General features: G+C 71.3%; 12 protein-coding genes and 1 pseudogene. 9 read left to right on the forward strand and 4 right to left on the reverse strand.

Features of this window, described 5'->3' with window-relative positions; genetic code table 11:
• The first annotated feature begins 151 nt into the window (after positions 1-151).
• The 3 genes from ACQPXG_RS34175 (at position 152) to ACQPXG_RS34185 (ending at position 3,467) form a co-directional block, all read left to right on the forward strand.
• On the forward strand, positions 152-997 hold the full coding sequence (locus ACQPXG_RS34175; protein ID WP_433463261.1) for a nuclease-related domain-containing protein: 846 nt from the start codon (positions 152-154) through the stop codon (positions 995-997).
• Positions 998-1,153: 156 nt separating this feature from the next.
• Positions 1,154-3,016 (forward strand): dihydroxy-acid dehydratase, encoded by a 1,863-nt coding sequence (gene ilvD / locus ACQPXG_RS34180; protein ID WP_433463262.1) that lies wholly within the window; start codon positions 1,154-1,156, stop codon positions 3,014-3,016.
• Between the two features lie 103 nt (positions 3,017-3,119).
• Positions 3,120-3,467: a DUF1330 domain-containing protein gene (locus tag ACQPXG_RS34185; protein WP_433463263.1), complete on the forward strand. Its 348-nt coding sequence runs from the start codon at positions 3,120-3,122 to the stop codon at positions 3,465-3,467.
• An 11-nt stretch (positions 3,468-3,478) separates the two neighbouring features.
• Here ACQPXG_RS34185 and ACQPXG_RS34190 read toward each other — a convergent pair whose 3' ends face one another.
• Both ACQPXG_RS34190 and ACQPXG_RS34195 read right to left on the reverse strand, forming a co-directional pair.
• Positions 3,479-3,697 carry an FmdB family zinc ribbon protein gene (locus tag ACQPXG_RS34190; RefSeq protein ID WP_433463264.1) on the reverse strand — a complete coding sequence of 73 codons (219 nt, stop codon included), beginning with the start codon at positions 3,695-3,697 and terminating at the stop codon, positions 3,479-3,481.
• A 31-nt stretch (positions 3,698-3,728) separates the two neighbouring features.
• Positions 3,729-4,238: an HNH endonuclease gene (locus ACQPXG_RS34195; protein ID WP_433463265.1), complete on the reverse strand. Its 510-nt coding sequence runs from the start codon at positions 4,236-4,238 to the stop codon at positions 3,729-3,731.
• Positions 4,239-4,500: 262 nt separating this feature from the next.
• Here ACQPXG_RS34195 and ACQPXG_RS34200 point away from each other — a divergent pair, with 262 nt between their 5' ends.
• Positions 4,501-6,621, forward strand: a complete 2,121-nt coding sequence (locus ACQPXG_RS34200) for a prolyl oligopeptidase family serine peptidase (RefSeq protein ID WP_433463266.1) — start codon at positions 4,501-4,503, stop codon at positions 6,619-6,621.
• Between the two features lie 32 nt (positions 6,622-6,653).
• Entirely contained in the window at positions 6,654-7,418 is a 765-nt protein-coding gene (locus ACQPXG_RS34205; RefSeq protein ID WP_433463267.1) for a class I SAM-dependent methyltransferase, read from the forward strand.
• A 15-nt stretch (positions 7,419-7,433) separates the two neighbouring features.
• On the opposite strand, the gene ACQPXG_RS34210 is transcribed toward ACQPXG_RS34205, so the two are convergent.
• Both ACQPXG_RS34210 and ACQPXG_RS34215 read right to left on the reverse strand, forming a co-directional pair.
• Positions 7,434-8,039 (reverse strand): GNAT family N-acetyltransferase, encoded by a 606-nt coding sequence (locus ACQPXG_RS34210; protein ID WP_433463268.1) that lies wholly within the window; start codon positions 8,037-8,039, stop codon positions 7,434-7,436.
• A 6-nt stretch (positions 8,040-8,045) separates the two neighbouring features.
• Positions 8,046-9,662 (reverse strand): XRE family transcriptional regulator, encoded by a 1,617-nt coding sequence (locus tag ACQPXG_RS34215; RefSeq protein ID WP_433463269.1) that lies wholly within the window; start codon positions 9,660-9,662, stop codon positions 8,046-8,048.
• Positions 9,663-10,106: 444 nt separating this feature from the next.
• Between ACQPXG_RS34215 and ACQPXG_RS34220 the strand changes: the two genes are divergently transcribed.
• The 4 genes and pseudogenes from ACQPXG_RS34220 to ACQPXG_RS34235 all read left to right on the forward strand — a co-directional run bounded on the left by ACQPXG_RS34220 (position 10,107) and on the right by ACQPXG_RS34235 (position 13,796).
• Complete coding sequence (locus tag ACQPXG_RS34220) at positions 10,107-10,406, forward strand: hypothetical protein (protein ID WP_433463270.1); 300 nt, start codon at positions 10,107-10,109, stop codon at positions 10,404-10,406.
• Between the two features lie 323 nt (positions 10,407-10,729).
• Positions 10,730-11,773 (forward strand): mechanosensitive ion channel family protein, encoded by a 1,044-nt coding sequence (locus ACQPXG_RS34225; RefSeq protein WP_433463271.1) that lies wholly within the window; start codon positions 10,730-10,732, stop codon positions 11,771-11,773.
• Positions 11,774-11,834: 61 nt separating this feature from the next.
• Positions 11,835-12,200: pseudogene (locus tag ACQPXG_RS34230) on the forward strand (globin); the annotation flags it as partial.
• 24 nt (positions 12,201-12,224) lie between these two features.
• Positions 12,225-13,796, forward strand: a complete 1,572-nt coding sequence (locus ACQPXG_RS34235) for a glycoside hydrolase family 13 protein (RefSeq protein ID WP_433463272.1) — start codon at positions 12,225-12,227, stop codon at positions 13,794-13,796.
• Positions 13,797-13,864 lie beyond the last annotated feature (68 nt).

A 13,864-nucleotide genomic window follows, 5' to 3' on the forward strand; every position in this document is an offset into this window, starting at 1 on the left:
CAGGACAACAGCGGTGGAAGGAGAGGAATACCGGCCTACCCGACCGTGCCGTAAGTGAATCACCGTCCTGGGGCGACAAAACTATTAACCCGACATGACTAGTCGGCGACCAGGGCGATGATTACTCTGCGCACGGAGGATCATGCCCCCGATGGGAAAGGAATACGGAGCGTCACTCATGGCGATCATGGAGCGGGGCAACACGCAGGGAGCCAGGGCACGGCCCCGGGGCGAATCCGAGGAGACGCGTGAGCACCACCACCCGGTACCGGTGAAGGAGCGGCCGGAGGAGAGCACCGCCGCGGCGATGCTCGACGACCCCCGGACCCGCCGCTGGATGTGGCGGGCGGGCGCGGCCGTCGTCGCCGGCGTCGCCGTCCTAGTCCTGGCCGGCTGGCGGCTCGGCCTCACCGTCGCGGTCCTCGTGATCGTCGGCGACGTCGTCCGGCAGTCCCGCAAGAGCTCCACCGTCACCGCGTGGCAGAAGTCCTCGGCGGCCGAACGGCGCACCGAGAAGCAGCTGAAGTCCCTGCAGCGCAACGGGTACCTCGTGCTGCACGCGCGGGCCGTGCCCCGCGACGACGAGGGCGTCAGCGACGGGCGGATCGACCACCTGGTGATCGGGCCGAGCGGCGTCTACGCCATCGACTCGGAGAAGTGGGACAAGCGCCTCCCCGTGCGCACCATGTCCCATCTCAAGCTCTTCCACGGCCCCTTCAACAAGAAGGACCGGCTGGACGAGGCGCGCTGGGAGGCCCAGCAGGCGAGCAGCATCCTCGGCGAGCAGGTCGGCTTCGACGTCCCCGTGCAGCCCTCCGTGGCGATCTACGGCCCGTCCATCCCGTGGAAGGTCATGCGGGTCCGGGACGTGGACGTCTACGCGGGCAACAGGGCGCGCTCGTACCTGCGCCGCCGTCCGAAGATCCTCACCGACGGCGACGTCCAGCGCATCTTCCAGGCGGCCGAGCAGGCCCTGCCGCCGAAGTACCCCGACTGAGGGCCCGAGGGCGGCCCTTCTTCCCCGGGCCGCCCGTCCGCAAAGCCGGGACGGCGTGGTCCCGGCTTTTTTTCCTGCCCTCCGCCGGTTGATAGCATCGAGGGTCGGCCGCCCCGCGCGCGCGTACCGGCACGTCACAGCTTGGAGAGGTCCACAATGCCACCGCTCAGGTCACGCACGGTCACCCATGGCAGGAACATGGCGGGCGCACGCGCGCTCATGCGGGCCAGCGGCGTAGAACGCGAGGACTTCGGCAAGCCGATCGTCGCGGTGGCCAACAGCTTCACCCAGTTCGTGCCCGGCCACGTCCACCTGGACGAGGTCGGCAAGGTCGTGGCCGGCGCCGTCCGCGAGGCCGGCGGCGTGCCCCGCGAGTTCAACACGATCGCCGTGGACGACGGCATCGCGATGGGCCACGACGGCATGCTGTACTCGCTGCCGTCCCGCGAAGTGATCGCCGACGCGATCGAGTACATGGTCAACGCGCACTGCGCCGACGCCCTGGTCTGCGTCTCCAACTGCGACAAGATCACCCCGGGGATGCTGCTGGCCGCGCTGCGGCTCAACATCCCGACGGTGTTCGTCTCCGGCGGGCCGATGGAGGCCGGCAAGCCCGTCGAGGGCGTCCTCGGCGGCAACAAGCTCGACCTGATAGACCCGATCATCGCCTCCGCCGACTCCTCGCTCTCCGAGGAGAAGCTGCTGGAGATGGAGGAGAGCGCCTGCCCCACCTGCGGGTCCTGCTCCGGCATGTTCACCGCCAACTCGATGAACTGCCTCACCGAGGCGATCGGCCTGGCGCTGCCCGGCAACGGCACCGTCCTCGCCACCCACACCGCCCGCCGCCGCCTCTACGAGGACGCCGGCCGCACCGTCGTGGACGTCGCCCGCCGCTACTACGACGGCGACGACGAGTCCGTCCTGCCGCTGAGCATCGCGACCGGCGAGGCGTTCGAGAACGCCATGGTCCTGGACGTGGCGATGGGCGGCTCCACCAACACGATCCTGCACCTGCTCGCCGCCGCCACCGAGGCCGGCGTCGACTTCGGGCTCTCCGACATCGACGCGGTCTCGCGCCGCGTCCCCTGCGTCTGCAAGCTGGCCCCGGCCACCGGCAAGTACCACGTCGAGGACTGCCACCGCGCCGGCGGCATCCCCGCCCTCCTCGGCGAACTGAACCGCGCCGGGCTGCTGAACCGCTCCGCGCACTCGATCCACTCGGCGTCCGTGGACGAGTTCGTCGCCAAGTGGGACGTCCGCTCCCCCGACGTCCTGCCGGAGGCCGTGGAACTGTTCCACGCGGCGCCCGGCGGCGTCCGCAGCACCTCCGCCTTCTCGCAGAGCGCCCGCTGGGAGTCGCTCGACCTCGACCGCGAGAACGGCTGCATCCGCTCCGCCGAGCACGCCTACACCGCCGACGGCGGCCTCGCCGTGCTGCGCGGCAACATCGCCCCCGACGGCGCGATCGTCAAGACCGCCGGCGTGGACGAGGAACTGTGGACGTTCACCGGTCCCGCCGTCGTCTTCGAGTCGCAGGACCAGGCCGTCGAGGGCATCCTCGGCGGCAAGGTCAAGGCGGGCGACGTGGTCGTGATCCGCTACGAGGGCCCGAAGGGCGGCCCCGGCATGCAGGAGATGCTGTACCCGACGAGCTTCCTCAAGGGCCGCGGGCTCGGCAAGGCGTGCGCGCTGGTCACCGACGGCCGGTTCTCCGGCGGCACGTCCGGGCTGTCCATCGGGCACGCCTCCCCGGAGGCCGCCGGCGGCGGGATCATCGCTCTCGTCGAGGACGGCGACCGCGTCGTGATCGACATCCCGAACCGGGTGCTCGAGCTGGACGTCCCGGCCGACGAGCTGGAGATCCGCCGCGAGAAGCTGCTCGCCGACCTCGGCGGCTACCGTCCTCGCGACCGGCACCGCCCGGTCAGCGCCGCGCTGCGCGCGTACGCCGCGATGGCCACGTCCGCCTCCACCGGCGCGGCCCGCGACGTGTCGCAGCTCGACCGCCTCAACACCTGAGCGGCGCGGTTACCTGGCGGGTAATCGCATCCGTTCCCTCGTGGGCACAGAGTGGTGCGTGCCGGGGCGATACGGCCCCGGCCCACCACCCAAGGAGACCGCGATGACCGCCTACGCCCTCGCCCACATGTGGCCGCAGCCGCCCCTGCACGACGACGTGTTCACCTACATGGAGCGCATCCAGGCCACCATGGACCCGTTCGGCGGGCGCTTCCTCGTCCACAACACGCTGCCCGAGGTGGTCGAGGGCCCGCTGGAGGGCCTGTACGTCCTGATCGAGTTCCCCGACATGGACAAGGCCCGCGGCTGGTACGCGTCGGACGCCTACAAGGCGATCCTGCCGATGCGCACCGACCACATCCCGGCCACCACCGTGCTGCTCCAGGGCCTCCCCGACCCCTACGACGCCGCCGCCACGGCCAGGGCCATGCGCGCCGCCCAGCAGGGCTAGGAGCGGTGGGGCTAGGAGCAGCAGCCACCGCCGCAGCAGCCACCGCCCGCGCTCGGCGGGGGTTGCGGGGCGCCGGCCCGGGAGGTGCCGGTGACGGCGACCGTGGACAGCAGCTTCACGGTGTCGTCGTGGCCGTCCGGGCAGGTCGCCGGGTCGGACGCGTTGATCATCGGGCGGGAGACCTCGAAGGTCGAACCGCACGCCCGGCAGCGGTAGTCATAGCGAGGCACGCCTCCAGCATACGGGCGGCGGGCGTCCGCGTCAGGCGGCGGGTTCGGAGACGTAGGCGGCCCACTGGGGGTCACCGTCGTGGACGAGGCCGATGAGACGCCAGTGCGCGCCCCGGGGAACGGCGGGCGTGACGCTCATCGTCCAGCCGAGTTCGGACAGCAGCCGGTCGGCCTTGCGATGGTTACAGGTCATGCAGGACGCGACGCAGTTCTCCCAGGCGTGCTTGCCGCCGCGGCTCCGCGGATGGACGTGGTCGATCGTCTCGGCGCGGCGGCCGCAGTAGACGCAGCGGAAGTTGTCGCGGCGCATCAGCGCGGCGCGGGTGAGGGGGACGCGGGTGCGGAAGGGGATGCGGACGTAGCGCCGGAGCCGGATGACGGACGGAACCTCGACCGTCATCGTGGCCGAATGAAGGACGGCGCCCGTCGTGTCGTGGTGGACGATCTCCGCCTTCTCGCGAAGCACGAGGCAGACCGCCCGCCGGAGCGGGAGCGTGGTGAGTGGTTCGTACGTCGCGTTCAGGAGGAGGACCTGTCGCATCAGACGCCCTCCACCGGGCTGTGCTGGTCTTTCGCCTCGGCGGACGCGGCTGAGCGCGCCTCCTGCCGAGGCCCGATTATCGTCTCCGGTACCTGCGCACTCGCCATGAGGACCTCCCCAGGGGCGAACCGACCACATCAGTGTGGCGTCTGAGGGAGCCCGTCCGCTACCCCAATATTCCCCCGCCCGGGGCCCGCTCGAACGCGAAACCCGCCGGGAGTGCCTGGGGCGGGCAGCCCAGATCGGCCAATACAGTGCATCCATGACGCCGTATCCGCCCGCACAGCGCCAGGAAATCGTCGAGGACGTCCACGGTCACCGGGTCTCCGACCCGTACCGCTGGCTGGAGGACGCCGACAGCGACGAGACCAGGGAGTGGCTCGCCGCCCAGGACCGGCTGTTCCACAAGGTCGTGGACGCGCTGCCGGGACGTGAGGGTCTGCGCGCCCGCCTCGGGGAGCTGCTCGGCGCGGGGAGCGTCGGATCCCCGGTGTGGCGGGGCGAGCGGCGCTTCTTCACGCGCCGCGCCGCCGACCAGGAGCATCCGGTGCTCTACACCGTGGACCCGGACGGGTCCGAGCGCGTCCTGGTCGACCCGATGGCCCTCGACCCGGACGGGACGACGACGCTGGACGGCTGGCAGCCCGACAAGGAGGGCCGCCTCCTGGCGTACAAGGTGTCGACCGGCGGTGACGAGGAGTCGCTGCTGTACGTCATGGACATCGCGACGGGCGAGCGGGTGGAGGGTCCGATCGACCGGGCCCGGTACTCGTCGGTGGCGTGGCTGCCTGGGGGCGAGGCGTACTACTACGTGCGCCGGCTGCCCGCGCGGGACGTCCCGGCGGGCGAGGAGCAGTACCACCGGCGCGTCTACCTGCACCGGGTCGGCACCGAACCCGACAGCGACGACATGCTGATCTTCGGCGCGGGGATGGACAAGACCAACTACTACGGGGTCGGGGTCAGCCGGGACGGACGCTGGCTGACGGTGTCGTCGTCGCAGGGCACGGCGCCGCGCAACGACCTGTGGATCGCCGACCTGTCCGCGTCCTCCACCGAGGCGCCCGAGCTGCGGGCCGTGCAGGAGGGCGTGGACGCCGAGACCGGCGTCCACGTCGGACGGGACGGCCGCGCCTACGTCTTCACCGACCGCGACGCGCCCCGGTCCCGGCTGTGCGTCGCCGACCCGTCCGACCTCTCCTACGGGACGTGGCGGGACCTGATCCCGCAGGATCCCGAGGCCGTCCTGACCGACTACGCGATCCTCGACGCGCTGGAACGCCCGGTTCTGCTCGCCGGGTGGATGCGCCACGCGATCAGCGAGATCACCGTCCACGACCTGGAGTCCGGAGAGCGGCTCGGCACCGTCCCGACGCCCGGGCTGGGGTCGATCGGCGGGATCATCGAGCGGCCCGAGGGCGGGCACGAGGCGTGGTTCGGCTACACCGACAACGTCACCCCGTCGTCGGTCCTGCGGTACGACGCGCGTACCGGGGAGACGACGCTCTGGGCGTCCGCCCCGGGCACGGTCGAGGTTCCGGAGATCGAGACGCGCCAGGTCGTCTTCACGTCGCGGGACGGAACCGAGGTGCGGATGCTGGTGGCGGCCCGCCCCGGCATGTCCGGGCCGCGCCCCGCGATCCTCTACGGATACGGTGGTTTCAACATCTCGCTCACGCCGTCCTACTCGGCGAGCATCCTCGCGTGGGTCGAGGCGGGCGGCGTCTACGCGGTCGCGAACCTGCGCGGCGGGTCCGAGGAGGGCGAGGAGTGGCACCGCGCCGGCATGCGGGAACGCAAGCAGAACGTGTTCGACGACTTCCACGCCGCCGCCGAGAAGCTGGTCGCGGACGGCCTCACCACGCCGTCCCGGCTCGCGATCTCCGGCGGCTCCAACGGCGGCCTCCTCGTGGGCGCCGCGCTCACCCAGCGTCCCGACCTGTACCGCGCCGTCGTGTGCTCGGCGCCGCTGCTGGACATGGTCCGGTACGAGAGGTTCGGCCTGGGCCAGACATGGAACGACGAGTACGGGACGGCCGACGACCCCGAGGAGTTCGGCTGGCTCATCGGCTACTCGCCGTACCATCACGTCCACGCCGGGACCGCCTACCCGGCCGTCCTGTTCACGACGTTCGGCAGCGACACCCGCGTGGACCCGCTGCACGCCCGCAAGCTGTGCGCCGCGCTGCAGCACGCGACCGCGTCGGACTCCCCGGTCCTGCTGCGCGACGAGGCGGAGGTCGGGCACGCCGCCCGCTCGGTGAGCCGCTCGGCCGACCTGATGACCGACACCCTCTCGTTCATGGCCGCGCAGACCGGTCTCGTCCTGCCGGGGAGGCCGCGCGGCGAGGATGAATTGACGCATGGTCTAATAGCTGGATGAGCCAGTCGATGGCCCCGCCAACGGTAGATCGCGTGCTCGATCTGCTCCGTGAGCCGCCAGGGACGCCGGACGTGTCCGCCGGCTACCTCGATCTGCTCGGGCCGTCCGCGAAGGCGCCGCCGTCCCTCGCCCAGTCGGTGATGGAGTCGACGTTCCTGCCGCGGATCTACGAGAAGGTGTGGCGGCCGGTCGGGTTCAACCTGGCGAAGGGCTGGCCGCTCGGCCCGGACACCGCCGAGGAGCACGCGATGGCCCGGGACTGGCTCGGGCTGTCGCACCCCGGCTACGCGGCCCGCCCGCCCGCGACCGTCCTCGACGTGGCGTGCGGGCCCGGCAACGTCACCCGCGCCCTCGCCGCCGGCATCGGCCCGGAGGGGCTGGTCGTCGGCCTCGACGCGTCCGAGACCATGCTGGCCCGCGCCGTCGCCGACACCGACCCCGCCGCGGACGTCCGCTACGTCCGCGGCGACGCCGTCGACCTGCCGTTCCGCGACGGCGCGTTCGACGCCGTCTGCTGCTTCGGAGCGCTGTACCTGTTCGACGACCCGTGGACGGCCGTGGACGGCATGACCCGCGTCCTCAAGCCCGGCGGCCGCCTCGTCATCCTCACCTCGCGCCGCCCGGCCCCGCTCCCCTCCGCCCGGCTCGGCGGCGAACTCCTCCGCCGCGCCACCGGATTCACCGTCTTCGGTGACCGCGAGGTCACCGAAGCCCTCACCGACCGCGGCTTCACCGCCATCCGGCAACGCCGCTACCCCCTGATGCAGGTCGTGGGAGGAAGCCGGTCGCCCCGGTAGTGAGTGGCGGTGGCGCTAGCGGAGTCGTCGCTCGATGTAGATGTTCACTATGCCGCCTATGGTTTCGCGGCGGGTCTCCGTCCAGCCGAACCTGCGGTAGAGGGCCAGTGCCGGGCCTTGGAGCTCGGTGGTGTCCGCGCGCAGGATGCGGTAGCCGTACTCGACGGCGCGTTCTTCCAGCGCCTGGACCACGGCGGCACCGTACCCGCGCCGCTGGACCGCGGGCAGGACGCGCAGGCGGACCATCTCGGCGGCGTCCAGGGTGGGGGCTCCGGGGGCGTAGCCGCCGAACGCGCGGGCGTGGCCGCCGGGGATGAGGTCGGCGCGGCGCAGGCCGCCCATCGCGACGATCCCGCCGTCGAGTTCGCCGACGAGGAACTCGCCGTCGTTGCGGAGATAGATGTCCTCCATCCGGAAGAAGTCGTGGTCGTAGTAGACGCCGTCGCCCGGTCGCAGGCCGACCTGGGCCAGGCCCTGGCGGTGGAGGGCGAGGACGGTGCCGTGGTCGGCGGCGTGGTAGCGGCGGAGGCGCAGGGCCCCGAAACGCCAGACGGGGGGCTCGTCCTCGACGCGGACGAGGGTGTGGTGGCCCTGCGAGGAGGCGCTGTCAGGCGTGCCCATGCCCGGTCAGACCTGCTCGCCCGGGCGGACGGACGGCTGGTCCTGGGTGGGACTCTGCACCCAGGGACCGGCCAGCGCCTCGTAGAAGTCCTTCAGTTCCGGGATCTCGCCGCACTTGGCGTTGACGGCCGCGCCGATCTGCCGGGCGCGGTGCACGAGGATGTCGGACCGGTGGTCGGACGGCAGGTCGAGGATGGCCTCCCGCCCGGCCGTCAGCGCGGCCTCGGGGTGGCCGGCGTGCAGCTTGCACATCGCCCGGTCGAGGCGCACGAGGGTCAGGTCGACGCGGTCGGTGGCCGAGTAGAGGGTGAGCGCGTGGCTGAGCACCTCGTCGCCGTGCTTGTGGTCGCCGAGGTTGGTGAAGGTGTCGCCCTCGTAGAAGGCCATCTGCCGGTCGGTGAAGCCGAAGACGAGGTCACCGGTGTCGGTCTTGGACAGCTGGTCGAACACCGACCGGCCGCGCACGAGGGCGCGGCGGGCGCTCGGCGCGGCGTCGCCGCGTCCGCGCATCGCGAGCATGCCGAGTGCGCGCGCCTCGACGGCGGGCGCCATGGCGGCGGCGACGCCGGGGGTGCGGCCCGCGAGGTCCTGTGCCTTGCGGGCGAGGTGCAGCGCCTCGCGAGGGTCGCCGTAGTACATCGGCACCAGGGACTCGCGGACGGTCACCCAGGCGCGCAGCTGCCGGTCTCCGGTCTCGTCGGCGGCGGTGCGCGCCGTCCGGAAGAACGAGCGGGCCAGCCGGTGGTCGCCCAGGTTGATCATGATCAGCCCGGACAGCCCGGACAGCTGCGCCGCGATCCGGCACAGCCGTTCCTGCAGCTCGACCGGCTGGCGCTTGTCGCACATGCGCCGCACCTCGCTGAAGTCGAGCAGCACGTCGCAGAGCATCCGGAGGGAAGGGGTCGCCTGGTACTGCCGGCCGTAGCCGTAGGTCGTCTCCTCCCACTGGTCGAGCATGGTCGGCGAGACGGTCGCGCCGACGAGGGTGTCGTCCATCTTGCGGCGCAGGTTGTCGACGGCACCAAGGAATTGACCGTCGAGCGCCACGCCCGCTCCGGCCAGAAGTTGCAGAAGGGTCCTACGAAGCACGATGTCCTCCTCTCCCACATCAATGGTCAGGGGGCCGTCGGCGCGGTCGGGGCCCCGTAATTCGGTGACGGTTACCCAGGGGCGCTCTTCGCCTCTGGGGACGATCGCCCCGACGAGCGCGTCGGGGGCTGGTGCCGGGCGCCGTTCGGGCGCGCGCGGACGGGGGACGTTCGGGACGCCCGTGCGAGTGGCGTGGCCGCGGCCGCAGATGCAGGGACTCTGGTAGTCGAGCGCGTCGGGTTCCACCCGGTAGACGGCACAGAGGTAGTGCAGGTACTCGGGACCGGGTCGCTTGTACCCGCTCTCGTAGGCGGACAGCAGCGTCTCCCCGAGCCGGGGCAGCGGCTTGCCGTCGACCTCGTAGAGCGCCTTGACCTGCGCCACGATGTCGGACAGCGCGACGCCGTGGGCCAGGCGGTGCGCCTTGACCCTGCTGGTGCCGAACAACGGCCCGCACTGCTCGTGGATCTCCTGCGCGATCTCGACCGGGGTGCGCCCTCGGGCCAGAGCGTGCGCACGGATCCGGCGAGCCACGTCCGTTTCTTTCCGAGGGGGATCCGACATCGATTCCGGCCTCCTCACCGTCGTGCCGGGACGCCGTCCCCTCGGGGGTGGGCGATCGTCCCCGCCACGGCGACCGGTTACTAGATGGCCACGACAGATAATCTCTCGCGCACGCAGCGTAACCCTGGTCACATGCCCGGCCAAGCGATTCCGGAGAAGAGGCGGGGGTTGGGACGCGTCCCGCCCCCCGCGGGTAGAGATTCTTCCTCCGGGGGAAGGAAGGCTTCCCCTGAGGTGGGGTAATCCGGTACTTCGAGGGGCGGCCCGTCACTTGACCCGTCAGTGTGAGAGTTGCAATTCTCGCGGCGAGTGACCGAACGAATCCACAGAGTCGATCAACGGAGCCGGTCCGGCCGGGCCGATCAACCGCGGTGCTCGCCGACGGTGTGCTCGCCTTATGGAGGGGGTGCGAAGGTGGTCAGCGACAGACGCGTCGGCTACCTCGAAGAGCTGGAGCAGGAACTCGACACCCGGGGCCTCGTCGCCCGCGTCGTCAGGACCCGCTCGGGGCCGGCGTTCCTCCGGGTCGTGAACCCGGAGGCCGCCAGCCTCGCGGAGGACGTGACCTGCGCACCGGCTCCCGAGACCAAGGACCACTACTTCTGGTGGTCGTGGGGGGAGCGCATGCACCGCGTCGACGACGTGGGCGGTGCCGCCCTGAAACTGGCGCACGTGCTTCAGCCGCTCCGCCGCGAGGTGAGCGGACGCTCCTAGAGCCCCGGGTCCCCCTCCGCCCTGAACTCCCACCCGGGACTCCCAGACCTCATCCGAACCCGAGCCTCCGCTCGGACCCGGGCGCCCCCGCCGAACGGGCGCCCCGCAAGACCGGGCGTGTCCCGCGAGGCCGCGGCAGGAACGGCGCGGCAGCCCGCGGACCCCGCGGGACACGTTCGCCCGGCCCCTCCCCGGCCGGTTCGCGACACCTCGCCCGGCGCGTACGAACCGGTCGTGACCGTCCCCTACGATCGGGCTCGTGCCCGCCGCAGGTCCACGGCGAGGTGTCGAGGCACCACAATGGCCGGGGAGGGTCTGCACACATGTCAATCGTCGCGTCGATCAGCGCACCGCTCGCCGCGCCGCTCGCCGTGTCAACGGCCGCCAAGCCGTTCCTGCCCTGGGTCGAGCAGGGAACCCCCGAATCGGCCTGCAAGAGCCAGGACCCCACCATGGCGTGCCGGCTCGTCTGGAACATCTCCAAGAACACCGACTTCACCCGGTTCTACGCCACCTGGCTCGACACCCCGCTCAGCACCCTGTTCTGGATCATCATCACCTTCGTGGTCGCGATGATCGTGAAGAACATCGCGCACCGGATGATCACCAAGGTCACGCTGCGGATGGCCGAGGGCACGATGACGGACAAGGTCCGGGAGCGGTCCCGGACGGTCTTCGAGGGCAGCCCCGCCCTGCTCAACAAGCGGCGGGCCCAGCGCGCCCAGACGCTCGGCTCGGTGCTGCGCTCCATCGCGTCCGTGCTGATCATGGGGACGGCCGCGTTCAGCATTCTCGGCTCCCTCGGCCTGAACCTCGCCCCCATCCTGGCCAGCGCGAGCGTCATCGGCGTCGCGGTCGGGTTCGGCGCGCAGAACATCGTCAAGGACCTCCTCGCAGGGCTGTTCATGCTGCTGGAGGACCAGTACGGCGTCGGCGACATCATCGACGTGGGCAGCGCGAAGGGGACGGTCGAGGCGGTCACGCTGCGGGTCACCCGGATGCGGGACATGAACGGCATCGTCTGGTACGTGCCGAACGGCGAGATCAAGAAGGTCGGCAACGAGTCGCAGAACTGGGGCCGCGCCGTCCTGGACATCCCGGTCGACATCCACGAGGACACCGAGAAGGTCAAGGAGATCCTGCAGACCACCGCGGACGAGATGGCCTCGGACGCGCCGTGGAACGACCTCATCCTGGAGGAGCCGTCGGTGTGGGGCGTGCAGGCCCTCGCCGGCGACGCCATCGTGATCCGCGTCGTGCTGAAGACGGCACCGGGCAGGCAGGGCGACATCGCCCGCGAGCTCCGCGAACGGGTCAAGCGGGCGTTCGACGAGGCGGGCGTCACGGTCGCCACCCCGGCGCCCTAGTGGATCAAGGTGAGGACAGGGACGCGTCTCACATAGGGTGGGGGGCGCTATGGCTGAAAAGGTGACCTTCTACGAAGCGGTCGGCGGCGAGGAGACATTCCACCGGCTGGTGCACCGCTTCTACCAGGGCGTCGCGGACGACCCCGACCTTCGCGCCCTCTACCCCGAGCAGGACCTCGGCCCGGCCGAGGAGCGACTTCGGCTGTTCCTGATCCAGTACTGGGGTGGCCCGACCACCTACAGTCAGCGGCGCGGCCACCCGAGGCTGCGGATGAGGCACGTTCCGTTCGTCATCGGATCGGCCGAACGGGACGCGTGGCTGCGGCACATGCGCGACGCCGTCGACGAGCTCGAACTCCCCGAGCCGCTGGAGAAACAGCTCTGGGACTACTTCACGATGGCGGCGCAGAGCATGGTGAACGCTCCGACATGAGCGGGTAGATCACCGTGTATGAGGCGAATCCCCTGGTGGCGCGACGCCGTCGTGTACGAGGTCTACGTCCGCAGCTTCGCCGACTCCGACGGGAACGGTGAGGGCGACCTCCAGGGGATCCGGTCCCGGCTCGGCCATCTGCGCGACCTCGGCGTGGACGCGCTGTGGCTCACCCCGTTCTACCCGTCCCCGCTGGCGGACGGCGGCTACGACGTGGCCGACTACCGCGGCGTCGACCCGCGGTTCGGCACGCTGCACGACTTCGACGCCCTCGTGTCGGACGCGCACGACCACGGGATCCGGCTGATCGTCGACATCGTCCCGAACCACTCGTCCGACCGGCATCGCTGGTTCCGGGAGGCGCTGGCCGCGCCGCCCGGAGCCCCGGCGCGGTCCCGCTACATCTTCCGTCCGGGGAGGCCGGGCGAGCGTTCCGGCGAGGAGGAGCCGCCGAACGACTGGCCGTCCGCGTTCGGCGGCCCCGCCTGGACGCGGCTGGCCGACGGCGAGTGGTTCCTGCACCTCTACGCGCCCGAGCAGCCGGACTTCAACTGGCGCGATCCGGAGGTACGGCATGAGTTCGAGGACGTCCTGCGGTTCTGGCTCGACCGCGGCGTGGACGGCTTCCGCATCGACGTCGCCGCAGGCCTCTTCAAGGACGAGGCGTTCCGCGACCTCGGCGGTCAGAACCGCCGCGTATTGAACGGCCCTAGGTACAGCCGTCCGGAAGTCCATGAGGTGTACCGCAGGTGGCGGCAGATCCTGGACGAATACGACGGTGAGCGCATGGCCATAGGCGAGGTGTGGACGGACGGGCCGGAAGACCTCGCGCTCTACCTGCGGCCAGACGAACTACACCAGGTTTTCCAGTTCGACCTGCAGCTGGCCCCGTGGTCGGCCACGGCTTTCCGTGACGTCATCGTCGCCGCTCTGAAGGCCGTCGCCCCCACCGGGGCCGCGCCCACGTGGGTGCTGTCCAGTCACGACTCCGTCCGGCACGTCACCCGGTACGAGCAGCCGGTGGGCGTCCCTGGCATCGGGCTTGCCAGGGCGAGGGCGGCACTGCTGATGCTTCTGGCCCTTCCAGGGTCCGCCTACCTCTACCAGGGCGAGGAATTGGGGCTGCCAGAGGTCACCGACCTGCCCGGCGAGGCCCGGCAGGATCCGATCTGGAAACGCACGAACGGTGAACTCGCCGGGCGCGACGGCTGCCGCGTGCCTCTCCCCTGGTCGGGCTCCGCCGAGCCGTTCGGCTTCTCCCCCGATGGCGTCCGCCCGTGGCTGCCGATGCCGGAACGGTGGGCGCCCCTGACCGCCGAGGCTCAGGCGGCCGATCCGTCCTCCATGCTCACCTGGTACCGCGACGCGCTCGCCCTGCGCCGCCGCCTGCGGGACGACCTGCCGGACGACCTGGAGTGGCCGGACTCCCCCGACACGACCCTCTTCTTCAGCCGCGGCCCGCTGACATGCGCCCTCAACTGCGGCGAGAACCCGGTACGCCTCCCGGCCGGCACCCCGCTCCTGACCAGCGCCCCGCTCTACGGCGACCTGCTCCCCGGCAACGCCGCCGCCTGGCTCACCGGCCCCTGAACGAGGACGCGGTGTGCGGGCCCGTGCCAGGGGTCGAGGCACGGGCCCGCACACCGCGGGCCTTCGCT

It is taken from the genome of Spirillospora sp. CA-128828, assembly GCF_050945415.1.
Lineage (GTDB): Bacteria > Actinomycetota > Actinomycetes > Streptosporangiales > Streptosporangiaceae > Spirillospora.

What these genes read in the sequence shown, in the direction of transcription:
- ACQPXG_RS34185 (WP_433463263.1), top strand. Translation starts at nt 3,120, where the DNA reads ATGACCGCCTACGCCCTCGCCCACATGTGGCCGCAGCCGCCCCTGCAC.
- ACQPXG_RS34210 (WP_433463268.1), bottom strand. Translation starts at nt 8,039, where the DNA reads ATGGGCACGCCTGACAGCGCCTCCTCGCAGGGCCACCACACCCTCGTC.
- ilvD (WP_433463262.1), top strand. Translation starts at nt 1,154, where the DNA reads ATGCCACCGCTCAGGTCACGCACGGTCACCCATGGCAGGAACATGGCG.
- ACQPXG_RS34195 (WP_433463265.1), bottom strand. Translation starts at nt 4,238, where the DNA reads ATGCGACAGGTCCTCCTCCTGAACGCGACGTACGAACCACTCACCACG.
- ACQPXG_RS34200 (WP_433463266.1), top strand. Translation starts at nt 4,501, where the DNA reads ATGACGCCGTATCCGCCCGCACAGCGCCAGGAAATCGTCGAGGACGTC.
- ACQPXG_RS34175 (WP_433463261.1), top strand. Translation starts at nt 152, where the DNA reads ATGGGAAAGGAATACGGAGCGTCACTCATGGCGATCATGGAGCGGGGC.
- ACQPXG_RS34235 (WP_433463272.1), top strand. Translation starts at nt 12,225, where the DNA reads ATGAGGCGAATCCCCTGGTGGCGCGACGCCGTCGTGTACGAGGTCTAC.
- ACQPXG_RS34225 (WP_433463271.1), top strand. Translation starts at nt 10,730, where the DNA reads ATGTCAATCGTCGCGTCGATCAGCGCACCGCTCGCCGCGCCGCTCGCC.